Genomic DNA, 13,611 nt, shown 5'->3' with positions numbered 1-13,611 from the left:
CGTGAGCCAGCGTCAGCGAACGGCCGGAGAGACCGCACATGCTCGGATTGGGAAAGATCGCCAAACAGGTGTTCGGCACGCCGAACGACCGCAAGATCAAGGCGGCCCGGCCGATCGTCGAGAAGATCAACAGCCTCGAGCCCGAGTTCACGAAGCTGTCGGACGAAGGGCTGAAGCAGAAGACCGAGGAACTGGCGCAGCGGGCGATGAAGGGCGAGAGCCTCGACGACCTGCTGCCCGAGGCCTTCGCCAACTGCCGCGAGGCGGCGCGCCGCGCGCTGGGCCTGCGCGCCTTCGACGTGCAGCTGATGGGCGGGATCTTTCTGCACCAGGGCAACATCGCCGAGATGAAGACGGGCGAGGGCAAGACCCTCGTGGCGACTTTCCCGGCCTATCTGAACGCGCTGACCGGCAAGGGCGTCCACATCGTCACGGTCAACGACTACCTGGCCAAGCGCGACGCCGAATGGATGGGCAAGGTCTATGGCGCGCTCGGCCTGACGACCGGCGTGATCTACCCGCAGCAGCCGAACGCCGAGAAGGGGCCGGCCTACAAGGCCGACATCACCTACGGCACCAACAACGAGTTCGGCTTCGACTACCTGCGCGACAACATGGAGCCGGACCTCGACCGGGTCCGCCAGCGCGGCCACAACTTCGCGATCGTGGACGAGGTGGACTCGATCCTCATCGACGAGGCGCGCACGCCGCTCATCATCTCCGGCCCCGCGCAGGACCGGTCCGATCTCTACAAGGCGATCGACGTGGTGATCCCGTCGCTGTCGGACGCCCACTTCGAGCTGGACGAGAAGACCCGGCAGGTGACCTACACCGACGAGGGCAACGAATTCCTCGAGGCGCAGCTGCGCGGCGCCGGCCTGCTGCCCGACGGCCAGTCGCTGTACGACCCCGAATCGACCACCATCGTCCACCACGTGAACCAGGGCCTGCGCGCCCACAAGCTGTTCACGCGGGACAAGGACTACATCGTCCGCGACGGCGAGGTCGTGCTGATCGACGAGTTCACCGGCCGGATGATGGCCGGCCGCCGCCTGTCGGACGGCCTGCACCAGGCCATCGAGGCCAAGGAGAACGTCGACATCAAGCCCGAGAACGTGACCCTCGCGAGCGTCACGTTCCAGAACTACTTCCGCCTCTACGGCAAGCTGGCCGGGATGACCGGCACCGCGCTGACCGAGGCCGAGGAGTTCATGTCGATCTACGGTCTCGGCGTGGTCGAGGTGCCGACGAACCGGCCGATCGCGCGTCAGGACGAGCACGACCAGGTCTACCGCACCGCGCGCGAGAAATTCGCCGGCATCGTCGAGGCGATCAAGGAGGCCAACGCCAAGGGCCAGCCGATCCTCGTCGGCACCACCTCGATCGAGAAGTCCGAGATGCTGTCGGCCCTGCTCAAGCAGGAGAACATCCCCCACAACGTCCTGAACGCCCGCCAGCACGAGCAGGAGGCGCAGATCGTCGCCGACGCCGGCAAGCCGGGCGCCGTGACCATCGCGACCAACATGGCCGGCCGCGGCACCGACATCCAGCTGGGCGGCAACGTCGAGATGAAGGTGCTGGAGGCGCTGGCCGCCGATCCCGAGGCGAACCCCGACGAACTGCGCCAGCGGATCGAGGCCGAGCACGCGGCCGACAAGGAGAAGGTCCTCGCGTCCGGCGGTCTGTTCGTCCTCGGCACCGAGCGGCACGAGAGCCGGCGGATCGACAACCAGCTCCGCGGCCGCTCCGGCCGGCAGGGCGACCCGGGCCGCTCGTCGTTCTTCCTGTCGCTGGAAGACGACCTGATGCGCATCTTTGGATCCGAGCGGCTGGACAAGGTCCTGTCCACGCTCGGCATGAAGGAGGGCGAGGCCATCGTTCACCCGTGGGTGAACAAGAGCCTCGAGCGCGCGCAGGCCAAGGTCGAAGGGCGCAACTTCGACATCCGCAAGCAGCTCCTCAAGTTCGACGACGTGATGAACGACCAGCGCAAGGTGATCTTCGGCCAGCGCCGCGAGATCATGGAAGCGCAGGAGATCAGCGAGATCGCCGCCGACATGCGCCACCAGGTCGTCGAGGACATCGTCTCGACGCACATGCCGGCGCGGGCCTATGCCGACCAGTGGGACATCGAGGGCCTCAAGGCCGACACCAAGGAGAAGCTGGGCCTCGACGTCCCGGTGGACGAGTGGGCCGCCGAGGACGGCGTCGACAACGAGATCATGGAAGAGCGCCTGCAGGAGGCGTCCGACAAGCTGATGGCCGAGAAGGCCGAGGCGTTCGGACCGGACACCTTCCGCAACATCGAGAAGCAGGTCCTGCTGAACACCATCGACCGCAAGTGGCGCGAGCACCTGCTGACGCTCGAACATCTGCGCTCTGTCGTCGGCTTCCGCGGCTACGCCCAGCGCGACCCGCTGAACGAGTACAAGACCGAGAGCTTCCAGCTTTTCGAATCGCTGCTCGACTCGCTCCGCTCGGACGTGACGCAGCAGCTGTCCGCGATCCGTCCGATGACCAAGGAAGAGCAGGACGCGATGATGCAGCGCCTCGTCGCGCAGCGGCAGGCGCAGGCCCAGGCGGCCGCCGCCCCCGCGGCGGCACCGTCGCCGGCCCTCGTCGGCGCCGATGGCGAGGATGTGACGCCGGGCACGCCAAAGGACGGGTTCGTCGAGGACGATCCCTCCACGTGGGGCGATCCGGGCCGGAACGACCCCTGCCCCTGCGGGTCGGGCAAGAAGTTCAAGCATTGCCACGGCCGCATCTGACGGGCGGCCGGGCGGCCCCGGCCGCAGACACAATTCCAGCTTAACGCCCCTCGGACGCCAGATTCGCGCCGCCCGAATACCTTGGTGGCCCCATCCGCTGACCACATTCCGCGGCCAGTGTTCAGGCTGACTTGCTGGAACACGGGGAGCGGACCATGAAGGCCAGGGCGCGCAAATACCTGATCGTCGGAGGCACCTTCTCGGTCGCGCTCGGCATCGGGTTCGTCATGCAGAACGGAGACGCGCTGGCGGCGCGGTTCGGCGCCGAGGGACGGCCCGGTCCGGTCGCCGTCGACGATGCCGCCCGGGTGGTGCCGCGGAGCGGGGTCCAGGTGACCGAGGTCGCCCCCAGCGCGGTGCCCGAGGCCGGGGCCGAAACCGAGGTTGTCGCCGAGGTGCCGGCCGTGCCGCCGACGCCGGACGTTCCGACGCTGACCGCGTTGCAACTCCCCACGCCGCTGAGCGACGGGATGACGGACCTGCGGCTGCCGGTCCTGCTGACCGACTTCGCCACCGATACGCTGGACGCGCTGTCCGAGCTGAGCCTGGCCGCCGCCACGGGCGTGTCGCGCCTCGGCGAGCGGACGGCCGCGGAAGACGTCGCCGTCTATGCGCCGGCCGCGGACCGGCCGGCGGACATCGTTCCCGCCTCTGCCGATGCCGAGAGCGACGCCTGCGAGATCGACATGCGCGCGACCGCGGCGCCGGCGGCGATGGTGACGCTCGCGGTTTCGGCTCCGTGCCACCCGCAGAGCGAGCTGACGATCCACCACCAGGGCATGATCTTCAGCGCGATGACCGGGGACGACGGCACCGTCTCCCTGAGCGTCCCCGCCCTCTCCGAGAACGCGATCTTCATCGCCGAGATCGAGGGCGACGGCGCCGCCGCGTCGACCGACGTGCCCGACCTCGCGACCTTCGAGAGGGCGGTCCTGCAGTGGCAGGGGACGTCCGGCCTCGGCCTTCATGCGCTGGAGGACGGCGCGGGCTACGGCCAGCCGGGCCACGTCTCGGCCACGACGGCCCGCGGCGCCGAGGCCGCGTTGACCGGCACGGGCGGCTTTGTCACGGCGTTGGGCGATGCGGCGGTTCCCGACGCCTACCACGCCGAGATCTACACCTATCCCGCCGCAATGACCGCGGACCACGACGTGATCCTGAACGTCGAGGCAGTGGTCCTGCCCGACAATTGCGGCCGGCCGATCGCGGCGCAGACGATCCAGATCGCCCCCGGTGTCCCGCCGACGGCGCACGACCTGACGATGACCCTGCCGGGCTGCGAGGCGGTGGGCGAATATCTGGTGTTGTCAAACATGCTGAGGGACCTGACACTCGCGATGAGATGACGCGGGCCAGGGTAGTGTTACCGATTTCCGGTGCGGCGCTCGGCGCCGCACTTTTTCTTTGCGCGCCCCCCGCGGCAGGGCAGGAAGTGAGCATGCGCCTCGGCGGGATGGAGGTGACGGGCGAGGCGCTGGGTTTCGACGGGACATACCTGCGCGTCATGACCGACGCCGGCGAGGTGACGCTGGACTACCGCGGCGCCGACTGCGAGGGGCCCGGCTGTCCCGACCCGGCGACCTGGGTGCCCGAGCTGCGGCTGTCCGGCGCCGCGCGGCTGGGAGAGCTGATCCTGCCGGCGCTGGTCGAGGGCTATGCCCGCTCGCGCGGGTTCCTCGCCACGCGCGACGCCAGCGTCCCGGACGAGGTCGATTATGTTCTCAGCGACGGCGAGGGCGGCCCCGCCTTCGCCCGGTTCGCCTTTCGCCTGACGACGACCGAGGACGGGATCGCCGACCTGATCGCGCGCGAGGCCGACGTGGCGATGGCGGCGCGAACGCTGTCGCCGGACGAGCTGCGACACGCAGGGGCGGCGGGGCTCGGCGACCTGTCGCGGCCGGGGCGGGTCCGGGTCCTGGCGCTCGACGCGCTGGTGCCCGTGGCGGGGCAGGGCCAGGCGCTGTCGCGGCTCTCGTTGGGCGACCTGGCGGACATGCTGTCCGGCGCCGTGGCGGACTGGTCCGAGATCGGTGGCACACCGGCCCCGGTGCGCCTGCACGTCGCCAGCGACGATAGCGGGCAGCTTCAGGGGGTGGCCCGGCGTCTTCTCGGCCGGCAGGGCCGGATCGGGGCCGAGACCGTGCCGCATCCCGACGTCGCCGCAGCCGGCGCCGCGGCGGCCGGCGATCCCGGCGGGCTGGCACTGCTGCCGTTCGAGGCGCCGGGGCTCGGCCGGCCGCTGACGCTGGAGGGGCGGTGCGGGATGACGATGCCGCCCCGGTCCGACGCGATCCGCGCCGAGGATTACCCGCTGGCGACACCGCTGATGCTGTTCCTGCCCGAGCGGCGACTGGCCGAGCCGTTCCAGGACTTCCTCGCCTGGCTACATACGACCGACGCGCAGCTGGTCCTGCGGCGCGCCGGCGTCCTCGGCCTGCAGGCGGTGCCGGTGCCGGTCGCCGAGCAGGGCGAGCGGCTGGCGGCGGCGGTGGCGTCGGCCGGGCCGGAGGTGAGCCTGTCCGACCTGCAGTCCCTCGTCGGCTTCATGAGCGGGCGGGTACGGCTCACGCCGACCTTCCGCTTCGAGGGGGGGCGGGCCGAGCTGGACGCCGTGTCCCGCAGCCAGGTGGTGAACCTCGCGCAGGCGATCCTCGATGGGGCGCACGACGGCAGGCCGCTGTGGCTGGTGGGATTCAGCGACGCGGTCGGGCCGGCGGCGGACAACCTGGCGCTCGCCCTGGACCGGGCCGAGGCGGTGCGCCGCGCCGTACTTCAGGCGCTGGGCGGCTCGCTGCCGGAAGGCGTGGTCGTGAACGTCCTCGCCTTCGGCGAGGCGCTGCCGATCGCCTGCGACGACAGCTCGTGGGGGCGGGCGCTGAACCGCAGGGTCGAGCTGTGGACGGGGGCGGAGTAGGCCGATCTTCCCCGCCGGTCGGTGTCGCTAGAGCAGACCCTCGGTCCGGAAGCTCAGTTCCCGGGACCGCCCGATCACCAGATGGTCGTGCACCGTCAGTCCCAGCGCCTCGGCCGCGCGTGCGATGGCGGCGGTCATCTCGATGTCGGCCTGGCTGGGCGTCGGATCGCCGGAGGGGTGGTTGTGGACGAGAATCAGGGCCGACGCGTTCAGCTCCAGCGCACGCTTCACCACCTCGCGCGGGTAGACGGGCACGTGGTCGACGGTGCCCTGTCCCTGCGCCTCGTCGGCGATCAGGACGTTCTTGCGGTCCAGGTAGAGGACGCGGAACTGCTCGGTCTCCCGATGGGCCATCACGGTGTGGCAATAGTCGACCAGTGCTTCCCAGGACGAGACGACGTGCCGTCCGATCACCCGCGCCCGGGCCATGCGGTGCGACGCCGCTTCCACCAGCTTCAACTCGCAGATCACCCGGTCGCCCACGCCGTGCATCTCGCCCAGCCGGGCGCGGGGGGCGGAGAGGACGCCGTTCAAGTCGCCGAACGCGTCGATCAGGCGCCGGGCGAGCGGCTTCACGTCCTGCCGGGGGACCGCGCTCATCAGGATGAGCTCGAGAAGCTCGTAGTCCGGCATCGCCGATCCGGCATCCCGCATGAAGCGCTCGCGCAGACGCTTGCGATGGTCGGCGATGTAGGACGGCAGTCTCTGATCCCGCCTGAGCGGCGCGGGCGCCTCGTCGTCGGCGAGAGACGGGGCGTCGGGTCGGAAGGGCGTGGCGGCATCGAAGAGGTCGGGCGGCATGGCCCGACCTTCGCCGCCCGGCATTAAGGGCGCGTTAACGGCTGCTTTCGGCCTGCTGGCCCTGCTTGCGGCGGTCGTAGGTCGCGACACGCCACAGGTAGATGCCGATGATGCCGATCACGACGGCCCACGAGATCGGGTCGAGCCACGACGACACCGCCTCGTACCCCGATTCCAGCCAGTAGCCGAGCAGGGCGAGGAGGGTCGTCCACAGGGCCGTGCCGACGGCGCTGTAGGCGAGGAACTTGCCCAGCGGCATCTCGGCCATGCCGGCGGGGACCGAGATCAGGGTCCGCACGGTCGGGATCAGGCGGCCGATGAAGACGGCCGCGCCGCCCCGCCGGTCGAACCAGTCCTGTGCCGTCTCGATGTCCTCGGGGGTGATCGCCGTCCAGCGGCCGTGCTTCTCGGCAAAGCGCATCAGGCGGTCGCGGCCGATCTTCTGGCCGATCCAGTACCACAGGTACGCCCCGGCGAGCGATCCGATGGAGCCGGCGATGATGACGAGGACCAGCGACATGTCGCCCCGCGCCGCATTGAACCCGGCGAGGGGCATGACGAGTTCGGACGGGATCGGAGGGAAGACGTTCTCGATGAACATCAGCAGCCCGACGCCGAAGGCGCCCATGCTGTCGATCAGTCCGGTCATCCAGTCGAACATGTCGCGGCCCCTTGTTGCCTTGCCCGGTCAACCGCCGGGCAAGGCGAGGGTTCCGTTCGGCGGGACGGTTCGCACCCGCCGGCTCAGCCCTTCATCGAATCCCAGAAGTTCCTGACCGACGAGAAGAAGCTGCTGCTCTGCGGATTGTTCTCGGCCGAGATCTTCTCGAACTCGCGCAGCAGATCCTTCTGGCGGCCGGTCAGGTTCACGGGGGTCTCGACCGACAGCTCGATGAACATGTCGCCGACGTCGCGCGCGCGGATCGCGGGCATGCCCTTGCCGCGCAGGCGCATCTGCCGGCCGGCCTGGGATCCTTCGGGGATCTTCACCCGCGCCTTGCCGCCGTCGATCGTCGGCACCTCGATGTCGCCGCCGAGCGCCGCCGTGACCATCGAGACCGGCACCTTGCAGAACAGGTTGGTCCCCTCGCGCTGGAACAGCGCGTGCTCGCGCACCTCGATGAAGATGTAGAGGTCCCCGGTCGGCCCGCCGCGCAGGCCGGCCTCGCCCTCGCCCGCAAGGCGGATGCGGGTGCCCGTCTCGACGCCGGCGGGAATGTTGACGGAGAGCTGCTTCTCCTTCTCGACGCGGCCGGCGCCGTGGCAGGTCTTGCAGGGGTTCTTGATCGTCTGGCCGAGGCCGTTGCAGGTCGGACAGGTCCGCTCCACCGTGAAGAAGCCCTGCTGCGCGCGCACCTTCCCCATGCCCGAGCAGGTGGGGCAGGTGACGGGCTCGGACCCGCCTTCGGCGCCCGAACCGTCGCAGGCGCCGCAGGTGACGGCCGTGGGCACGGTGACGGTCTTCTGCAGGCCCTTGAACGCCTCCTCGAGGCTGATCCGCAGGTTGTAGCGCAGGTCGTTGCCGCGGGTCGCGCGGGACCGGCCGGCGGTGCCGCCACGGCCGCCCATGAAGTCGCCGAACAGGTCGTCGAACACGTCCGAGAAGGCCGAGGCGAAGTCCTGCTGGCCGCGGAACCCGCCCGCGCCACCGCGCGCCGCGCCCATGCCACCGTCGAAGGCGGCATGGCCGAACCGGTCGTAGGCGGCCTTCTTCTGCTCGTCCTTCAGGCAGTCGTAGGCCTCGTTCACGTCCTTGAACGCGGCCTCGGCCTTGGGGTCGTCCTTGTTGCGGTCGGGGTGCAGTTCCTTGGCCTTGGTGCGGTAGGCCTTCTTGATCTCTTCGGGGCTCGCGCCCTTCGCCACCCCGAGGACGTCGTAGTAGTCTCGTTTCGCCATCTGAGGTCGTCTCCTTTCACGCAGAAACCGGCCCGGTGGTCGTCGGGCCGGTTTCCCGCAGGTCCATCAGGCCTCAGCGGCCGCGCTTGTCGTCGTCCAGGTCCTCGAAGTCGGCGTCGACGATGGTGTCGTCTTCCTCGTCCGCCGCGCGGGTCTGCGGCTCGGCGTCGCCGCTGTCCTGGCTCGACTTGTAGATCGCCTCGCCGAGGCGCATCGCGGCCTCGGTGACGTTCTGGATGCCGCCGCGGATCTTGCCCACGTCGTCACCCTCGACCTCGTCCTTGAGCGCGGCGACGGCCAGCTCGATCGCCTCGATGGTGGAGGGATCGACCTTGTCGCCATGCTCCTCGACCGACTTCTCGGTCGAATGGATGAGGCTCTCGGCCTGGTTCTTGGCCTCGACCAGATCGCGCCGCTTCTTGTCGGCGTCGGCGTTGGCCTCGGCGTCCTTGACCATGCGGTCGATGTCCTCGTCCGACAGGCCGCCCGATGCCTGGATGGTGATCGTCTGCTCCTTGCCGGTGCCCTTGTCCTTCGCGCTCACGGCGACGATGCCGTTGGCGTCGATGTTGAAGGTCACCTCGATCTGCGGCATGCCGCGCGGCGCCGGCGGGATGTTCTCGAGGTTGAACTGTCCCAGCAGCTTGTTGTCGGCCGCCATCTCGCGCTCGCCCTGGAAGACGCGGATCGTCACGGCCGACTGGTTGTCCTCGGCGGTGGAGAAGATCTGCGACTTCTTGGTCGGGATCGTGGTGTTGCGGTCGATCAGCCGGGTGAACACGCCGCCCAGCGTCTCGATGCCGAGGGAGAGGGGCGTCACGTCGAGCAGGACCACGTCCTTGACGTCGCCCTGCAGGACGCCCGCCTGGATGGCGGCGCCCAGCGCCACGACCTCGTCCGGGTTGACGCCCTTGTGCGGCTCCTTGCCGAAGAACTTGGTAACTTCCTCGACCACCTTCGGCATCCGGGTCATGCCGCCGACGAGGACGACCTCGTCGATGTCGCCCTTGCTCAGGCCCGCATCCTTCAGCGCCGCTTCGCACGGCTTCATCGACTTCTTGATCAGGTCGCCGACGAGGCTCTCCAGCTTGGCGCGGGTCAGCTTCATGACCATGTGCAGCGGCTGGCCGCTGGAGCCCATCGAGATGAACGGCTGGTTGATCTCGGTCTGCGTGCTCGACGACAGCTCGATCTTGGCCTTCTCGGCGGCTTCCTTCAGGCGCTGGAGCGCCATCTTGTCGTTCGTCAGGTCGACGCCGTGCTCTTTCTTGAACTCGTCGGCGAGGTAGTTGACGATCCGCATGTCGAAGTCCTCGCCCCCGAGGAACGTGTCCCCGTTGGTCGACTTCACCTCGAACAGGCCGTCGTCGATCTCGAGGATGGTCACGTCGAACGTGCCGCCGCCGAGGTCGTAGACCGCGATCGTCTTGGTGTCCTTCTTGTCGAGCCCGTAGGCCAGCGCGGCGGCCGTCGGCTCGTTGATGATGCGCAGCACCTCGAGGCCGGCGATCTTGCCGGCGTCCTTGGTGGCCTGACGCTGCTGGTCGTTGAAGTAGGCGGGGACGGTGATGACCGCCTGCTCGACCTTCTCGCCGAGATAGGCCTCGGCGGTCTCCTTCATCTTCTGCAGGATGAAGGCGGAAATCTGGGACGGCGAATATTTCTCGCCCCGGGATTCGACCCAGGCGTCGCCATTGCCGCCGTCGATGATCTTGTAGGGGACGAGCTTGCGGTCCTTCTCGACCTCGGCGTCGGTGGTGCGACGGCCGATCAGGCGCTTGACCGCGAAGATGGTGTTGCTCGGGTTCGTCACGGCCTGCCGCTTGGCGGACTGGCCGACGAGACGCTCGTCGTCGGTGAAGGCGACGATCGACGGGGTGGTGCGGGCGCCTTCGGAGTTCTCCACGACGCGGGGCTGCGAGCCGTCCATGATGGCGACGCAGCTGTTCGTGGTTCCGAGGTCGATCCCGATGACTTTGGCCATTTTCAAATCCCTCTCTCAGGCGGTTTGAACGGACGGAGCCCCCGATCGGGGCACCCCGTCCTCTGGTGGATGGGGGCGCGGGGCGGTGCGGTTCCGGCCCGCGGATTGGAGCGTATATAGGGAGGGGGTTTTGGCGCTGCAACCGGGGCGCCGGGGCGTTTTGTGACATTTATGCCGCGGCTGCGCGCGGCGCGTGAGAGGGGTCGATGACCGAAGGCAAAGCCGTTGAAATCCGGGGCGTCCGCCTCTTCCCCGGCTGGCTGGACCGCGCCGCGCAGGAGGCGATGCTGGCCGACCTGCGGCAGGTCGCGGCCGCCGCGCCGTTCCAGCGGTACGAGACCCGCCGGGGCCAGAGGATGAGCGTCGAGATGACCGCCGCCGGCCGGTTCGGCTGGGTCTCGGACCGGCGCGGCTACCGCTACGAGCCGCGTCATCCGTCGGGGGTGCCGTGGCCGCCGATCCCGGCGTCGGTGCGGGCGGTCTGGGACGCGGTGTCGGAATCGGCGCGGGCGCCGGAATGCTGCCTGGTGAACCTCTACCGGGGCAGCGCCAGGATGGGCCTTCACCAGGACCGGGACGAGGCGGATTTCGGCGAGCCGGTCGTGTCCATCTCGCTCGGCGACGAGGCGCTGTTCCGCATCGGCAACGAGGAGAGGGGCGGCCGCACCGAGAGCGTCTGGCTGCGCTCGGGCGACGTCCTCGTGATGGGAGGGGCGGCGCGATTGCTGCACCACGGGATCGACCGGATCCGGGAGGGGTCTTCGACCCTGCTGGACGGCGGGGGCCGGATCAACCTGACGCTGCGGGTGGTGACCTGAGGGCGGGGTGCCGCTACAGCCCTTCGAGGGTGCAGCAGCCCGAGAGCAGCCGATCCTCTCCCCGACCGCGCAGGACGAGGTCCAGCCGCAGACCGAACTCCCTGTCCGACATGCCGTCCGAGCACGTCCGCGCGGTGACGATCCCGGTCCCCTCCGACCCGTCGCCCAGCGAGAACGTCAGCGCCTCCACGTCGACGCGATTGGCCGGCGGCAGGCGTTCCTCGATCGTGCCGGCCAGCTCGCCCTCGGGCGTCGACCAGCGCAGCGAGCTGCCCTCCGGCATCAGGTCGAGGATCCAGAACGGCTCGGTCCCGTAGCAGCTGGCCAGCGGACGCAGGTTACCGGCCCACTGCCCGGCCTGCCGCGCCATGTAGCGCATCGAGACCCATCCCGCCCGCTCCTCCACGTTGACGAGGCCCCACCCTTCGTCCGGCGTCACGCGGATCACCTCGATCCCGGTCGCGTCGGGGGCGAGCGTGCCGAGGATGTCGGACCCGGCGTTCGGCGCCGCCCGGACGTTCAGGACGTCGTCCGCCGCGACGCCGGCGACGTCGTACAGCGCCGGCCAGTCGTCGATCGTGGCCCGGGCGGGCAGGGCGGCGAGGCACAGGAGAAGGACGAGGCAGCGGATCATCGGGCGGCTCCCCAGCTGCGCGAGGCGTGACGGCGGGTGACGAACTCTCCCATCATGCCCACCACCAGAAGGCCGATGCCGACATAGACCGGGTAGGTCGACGAGGTGAAATGCGGGTTGTAGTTGATGAACACGTAGCCGCGCGCCTGGTCGATGATGTGGAACAGCGGGTTCCAGTCGAACAGGACCAGCAGGTAGCCGGGCAGCGAGTTGGCGACGAACATCTTGCCGCTGAAGATCATGTTGGCGCGGCTCCAGACCGACGAGCCGATGGTCGTGAACTCGGGGAGCCACGGCTTGATCGCGACGAAGATCAGGCCGATGCCGACGCCGGTGAACCATGCCGCCAGCAGCATCGCCATGGCGCCGATCGGGCGGTCGATGATGACGGGCGTGATCAGGACGTGGTACAGGAACAGGACCACGGTCAGCGACAGGATCTGGATGTAGAGCGCGCCCAGCGCCGCCGCGGCGATGGTGATCGCGCTGTTCAGCGGCAGGTGCTGCATGATCGGCGAGGTCGGCCCTTCGGCCTTCACCACCGCGCCCATCGCCTTGATGTGGGTCAGGAACAGGAAGATCCCCGACATCAGGTACAGCAGGAAGTCCCCTCGCACGCTGTTCCCGCGGGCGCCGAGCAGGGTGAACATCAGGTAGAAGGCGAGGACGAACGTCAGTGTCTGCACGACGTTCATCGCCAGTCCCGCCAGCGCGTTGCGGTGGCTCTTGCGGACGTCGCGCACGGCGGAATGGTAGATGAGGTCGAGAACGCTCAGCGCCGAGCGGGTTCGCGTCGTCTGTCGTCTGGCCTCAAACATCCGCCGTTGCCTCGCTCGACCGTCGCCGCCCGGAATCGGCAGGTTATTCTTGCCGATCCCCTGGACGGCCAGCATAAGGACCGCGCCTCGGGCGGGCAATCTGCCCGGCGGCCTGCCTGTCATAACCGTGAGGACGCCATGGATTTCGACAAATTCGAGGAAATCTCGCGGCGGCTCGCGATCCAGGCCGGCGCGGAGATCATGCAGGTCTACGGCGCCGACGACTTCGACGTCCGCAGCAAGAGCGACTCCAGCCCCGTGACCGAGGCCGACGAGCGGGCCGACGCCCTCATCTCCGCCGGCCTGCGCGCGGCCTTTCCGGACGTGCCGCTGGTGACGGAAGAGCAGGCGGCGACCCACGGCCAGGACGTGTCCACCTTCCTCATCGTCGACCCGCTCGACGGCACCAAGGAGTTCGTGCAACGCCGCGGCGACTTCACGGTGAACATCGCCTACGTCGAGAACGGCGTCCCGGTGCGCGGCGTCGTCTACGCGCCCGCCAAGGCGCGCCTGTTCTACACCGAGGCGGGCGGACGTTCGGTCGAGGAGACGGGAGAGCACGCGGCGGACCGCAAGGGCGAGGTGCGGCCGATCGCCGTCTCGGCGCCCGACAATGCCGCGCTGATGGTCGTCGCCTCCAAGTCGCACCGGGACGCGGCGACGGACGCATACATCGGCAAGTACGCCGTGCGCGACATGACCAGCGCCGGGTCGTCGCTGAAGTTCTGCCTCGTCGCGACGGGCGAGGCCGACCTCTATCCCCGCCTCGGGCGGACGATGGAGTGGGACACCGCCGCCGGCCACGCGGTCCTCGCCGGCGCCGGCGGTCACGTCGTCCGGTTCGACGACCACACGCCGCTGACCTACGGCAAGGGCGGGTTCGAGAACCCCTTCTTCATCGCCCACGCTCCGGGCGTCGCGCTGAAGCCGGCCTGATGGCGATCGCTGTCCGGGGAGGGGCGGTCCGGCGCCCCGGGC

At 69.3% G+C, this 13,611-nt stretch carries 11 protein-coding genes; 5 read left to right on the top strand and 6 right to left on the bottom strand.

The window, feature by feature from the left end; translation table 11 throughout:
* Positions 1-38 precede the first annotated feature (38 nt).
* The 3 genes from secA to A37W_RS0118290 all read left to right on the top strand — a co-directional run bounded on the left by secA (position 39) and on the right by A37W_RS0118290 (position 5,682).
* Entirely contained in the window at positions 39-2,768 is a 2,730-nt protein-coding gene (gene secA / locus A37W_RS0118300; protein WP_018304502.1) for a preprotein translocase subunit SecA, read from the top strand.
* Between the two features lie 155 nt (positions 2,769-2,923).
* Positions 2,924-4,114, top strand: a complete 1,191-nt coding sequence (locus A37W_RS23000) for a hypothetical protein (protein ID WP_018304501.1) — start codon at positions 2,924-2,926, stop codon at positions 4,112-4,114.
* 92 nt (positions 4,115-4,206) lie between these two features.
* The gene (locus tag A37W_RS0118290; protein WP_018304500.1) at positions 4,207-5,682 is read left to right on the top strand and encodes a phosphate ABC transporter substrate-binding/OmpA family protein; all 1,476 of its coding nucleotides are present in this window, start codon (positions 4,207-4,209) and stop codon (positions 5,680-5,682) included.
* Between the two features lie 27 nt (positions 5,683-5,709).
* On the opposite strand, the gene radC is transcribed toward A37W_RS0118290, so the two are convergent.
* From radC to dnaK, 4 genes are all read right to left on the bottom strand, one after another.
* Positions 5,710-6,483: a RadC family protein gene (gene radC / locus A37W_RS0118285; RefSeq protein ID WP_018304499.1), complete on the bottom strand. Its 774-nt coding sequence runs from the start codon at positions 6,481-6,483 to the stop codon at positions 5,710-5,712.
* A gap of 34 nt (positions 6,484-6,517) precedes the next feature.
* On the bottom strand, positions 6,518-7,144 hold the full coding sequence (locus tag A37W_RS0118280; protein ID WP_018304498.1) for a DedA family protein: 627 nt from the start codon (positions 7,142-7,144) through the stop codon (positions 6,518-6,520).
* Positions 7,145-7,227: 83 nt separating this feature from the next.
* Complete coding sequence (gene dnaJ, locus A37W_RS0118275; RefSeq protein WP_018304497.1) at positions 7,228-8,379, bottom strand: molecular chaperone DnaJ; 1,152 nt, start codon at positions 8,377-8,379, stop codon at positions 7,228-7,230.
* 73 nt (positions 8,380-8,452) lie between these two features.
* Positions 8,453-10,363, bottom strand: coding sequence for a molecular chaperone DnaK (gene dnaK, locus A37W_RS0118270; RefSeq protein ID WP_018304496.1), 1,911 nt, complete (start codon positions 10,361-10,363; stop codon positions 8,453-8,455).
* 206 nt (positions 10,364-10,569) lie between these two features.
* On the opposite strand from dnaK, the gene A37W_RS0118265 reads away from it, so the two are divergent.
* Positions 10,570-11,181: an alpha-ketoglutarate-dependent dioxygenase AlkB family protein gene (locus A37W_RS0118265; RefSeq protein ID WP_018304495.1), complete on the top strand. Its 612-nt coding sequence runs from the start codon at positions 10,570-10,572 to the stop codon at positions 11,179-11,181.
* Between the two features lie 13 nt (positions 11,182-11,194).
* Here the strand turns inward: A37W_RS0118265 and A37W_RS0118260 are convergent, their stop codons facing one another.
* Positions 11,195-11,815, bottom strand: coding sequence for an SH3 domain-containing protein (locus tag A37W_RS0118260; protein ID WP_018304494.1), 621 nt, complete (start codon positions 11,813-11,815; stop codon positions 11,195-11,197).
* Positions 11,812-12,633 (bottom strand): ABC transporter permease, encoded by an 822-nt coding sequence (locus tag A37W_RS0118255; RefSeq protein ID WP_018304493.1) that lies wholly within the window; start codon positions 12,631-12,633, stop codon positions 11,812-11,814. The genes A37W_RS0118260 and A37W_RS0118255 overlap by 4 nt, the downstream gene beginning before the upstream one ends.
* Before the next feature lie 138 nt (positions 12,634-12,771).
* On the opposite strand from A37W_RS0118255, the gene cysQ reads away from it, so the two are divergent.
* The gene (gene cysQ, locus A37W_RS0118250; protein ID WP_018304492.1) at positions 12,772-13,569 is read left to right on the top strand and encodes a 3'(2'),5'-bisphosphate nucleotidase CysQ; all 798 of its coding nucleotides are present in this window, start codon (positions 12,772-12,774) and stop codon (positions 13,567-13,569) included.
* The last annotated feature ends 42 nt before the right edge of the window (positions 13,570-13,611 follow it).

The sequence above is a fragment of the Wenxinia marina DSM 24838 genome (genome assembly GCF_000379485.1).
Taxonomy (GTDB): Bacteria; Pseudomonadota; Alphaproteobacteria; order Rhodobacterales; family Rhodobacteraceae; genus Wenxinia; species Wenxinia marina.
This window is presented reverse-complemented; position numbering and strand designations above follow the sequence as displayed.

Coding starts and splice junctions, on each gene's coding strand:
- secA (WP_018304502.1), top strand. CDS start 39: ATGCTCGGATTGGGAAAGATCGCCAAACAGGTGTTCGGCACGCCGAAC.
- A37W_RS23000 (WP_018304501.1), top strand. CDS start 2,924: ATGAAGGCCAGGGCGCGCAAATACCTGATCGTCGGAGGCACCTTCTCG.
- A37W_RS0118290 (WP_018304500.1), top strand. CDS start 4,207: ATGCGCCTCGGCGGGATGGAGGTGACGGGCGAGGCGCTGGGTTTCGAC.
- radC (WP_018304499.1), bottom strand. CDS start 6,483: ATGCCGCCCGACCTCTTCGATGCCGCCACGCCCTTCCGACCCGACGCC.
- A37W_RS0118280 (WP_018304498.1), bottom strand. CDS start 7,144: ATGTTCGACTGGATGACCGGACTGATCGACAGCATGGGCGCCTTCGGC.
- dnaJ (WP_018304497.1), bottom strand. CDS start 8,379: ATGGCGAAACGAGACTACTACGACGTCCTCGGGGTGGCGAAGGGCGCG.
- dnaK (WP_018304496.1), bottom strand. CDS start 10,363: ATGGCCAAAGTCATCGGGATCGACCTCGGAACCACGAACAGCTGCGTC.
- A37W_RS0118265 (WP_018304495.1), top strand. CDS start 10,570: ATGACCGAAGGCAAAGCCGTTGAAATCCGGGGCGTCCGCCTCTTCCCC.
- A37W_RS0118260 (WP_018304494.1), bottom strand. CDS start 11,815: ATGATCCGCTGCCTCGTCCTTCTCCTGTGCCTCGCCGCCCTGCCCGCC.
- A37W_RS0118255 (WP_018304493.1), bottom strand. CDS start 12,633: ATGTTTGAGGCCAGACGACAGACGACGCGAACCCGCTCGGCGCTGAGC.
- cysQ (WP_018304492.1), top strand. CDS start 12,772: ATGGATTTCGACAAATTCGAGGAAATCTCGCGGCGGCTCGCGATCCAG.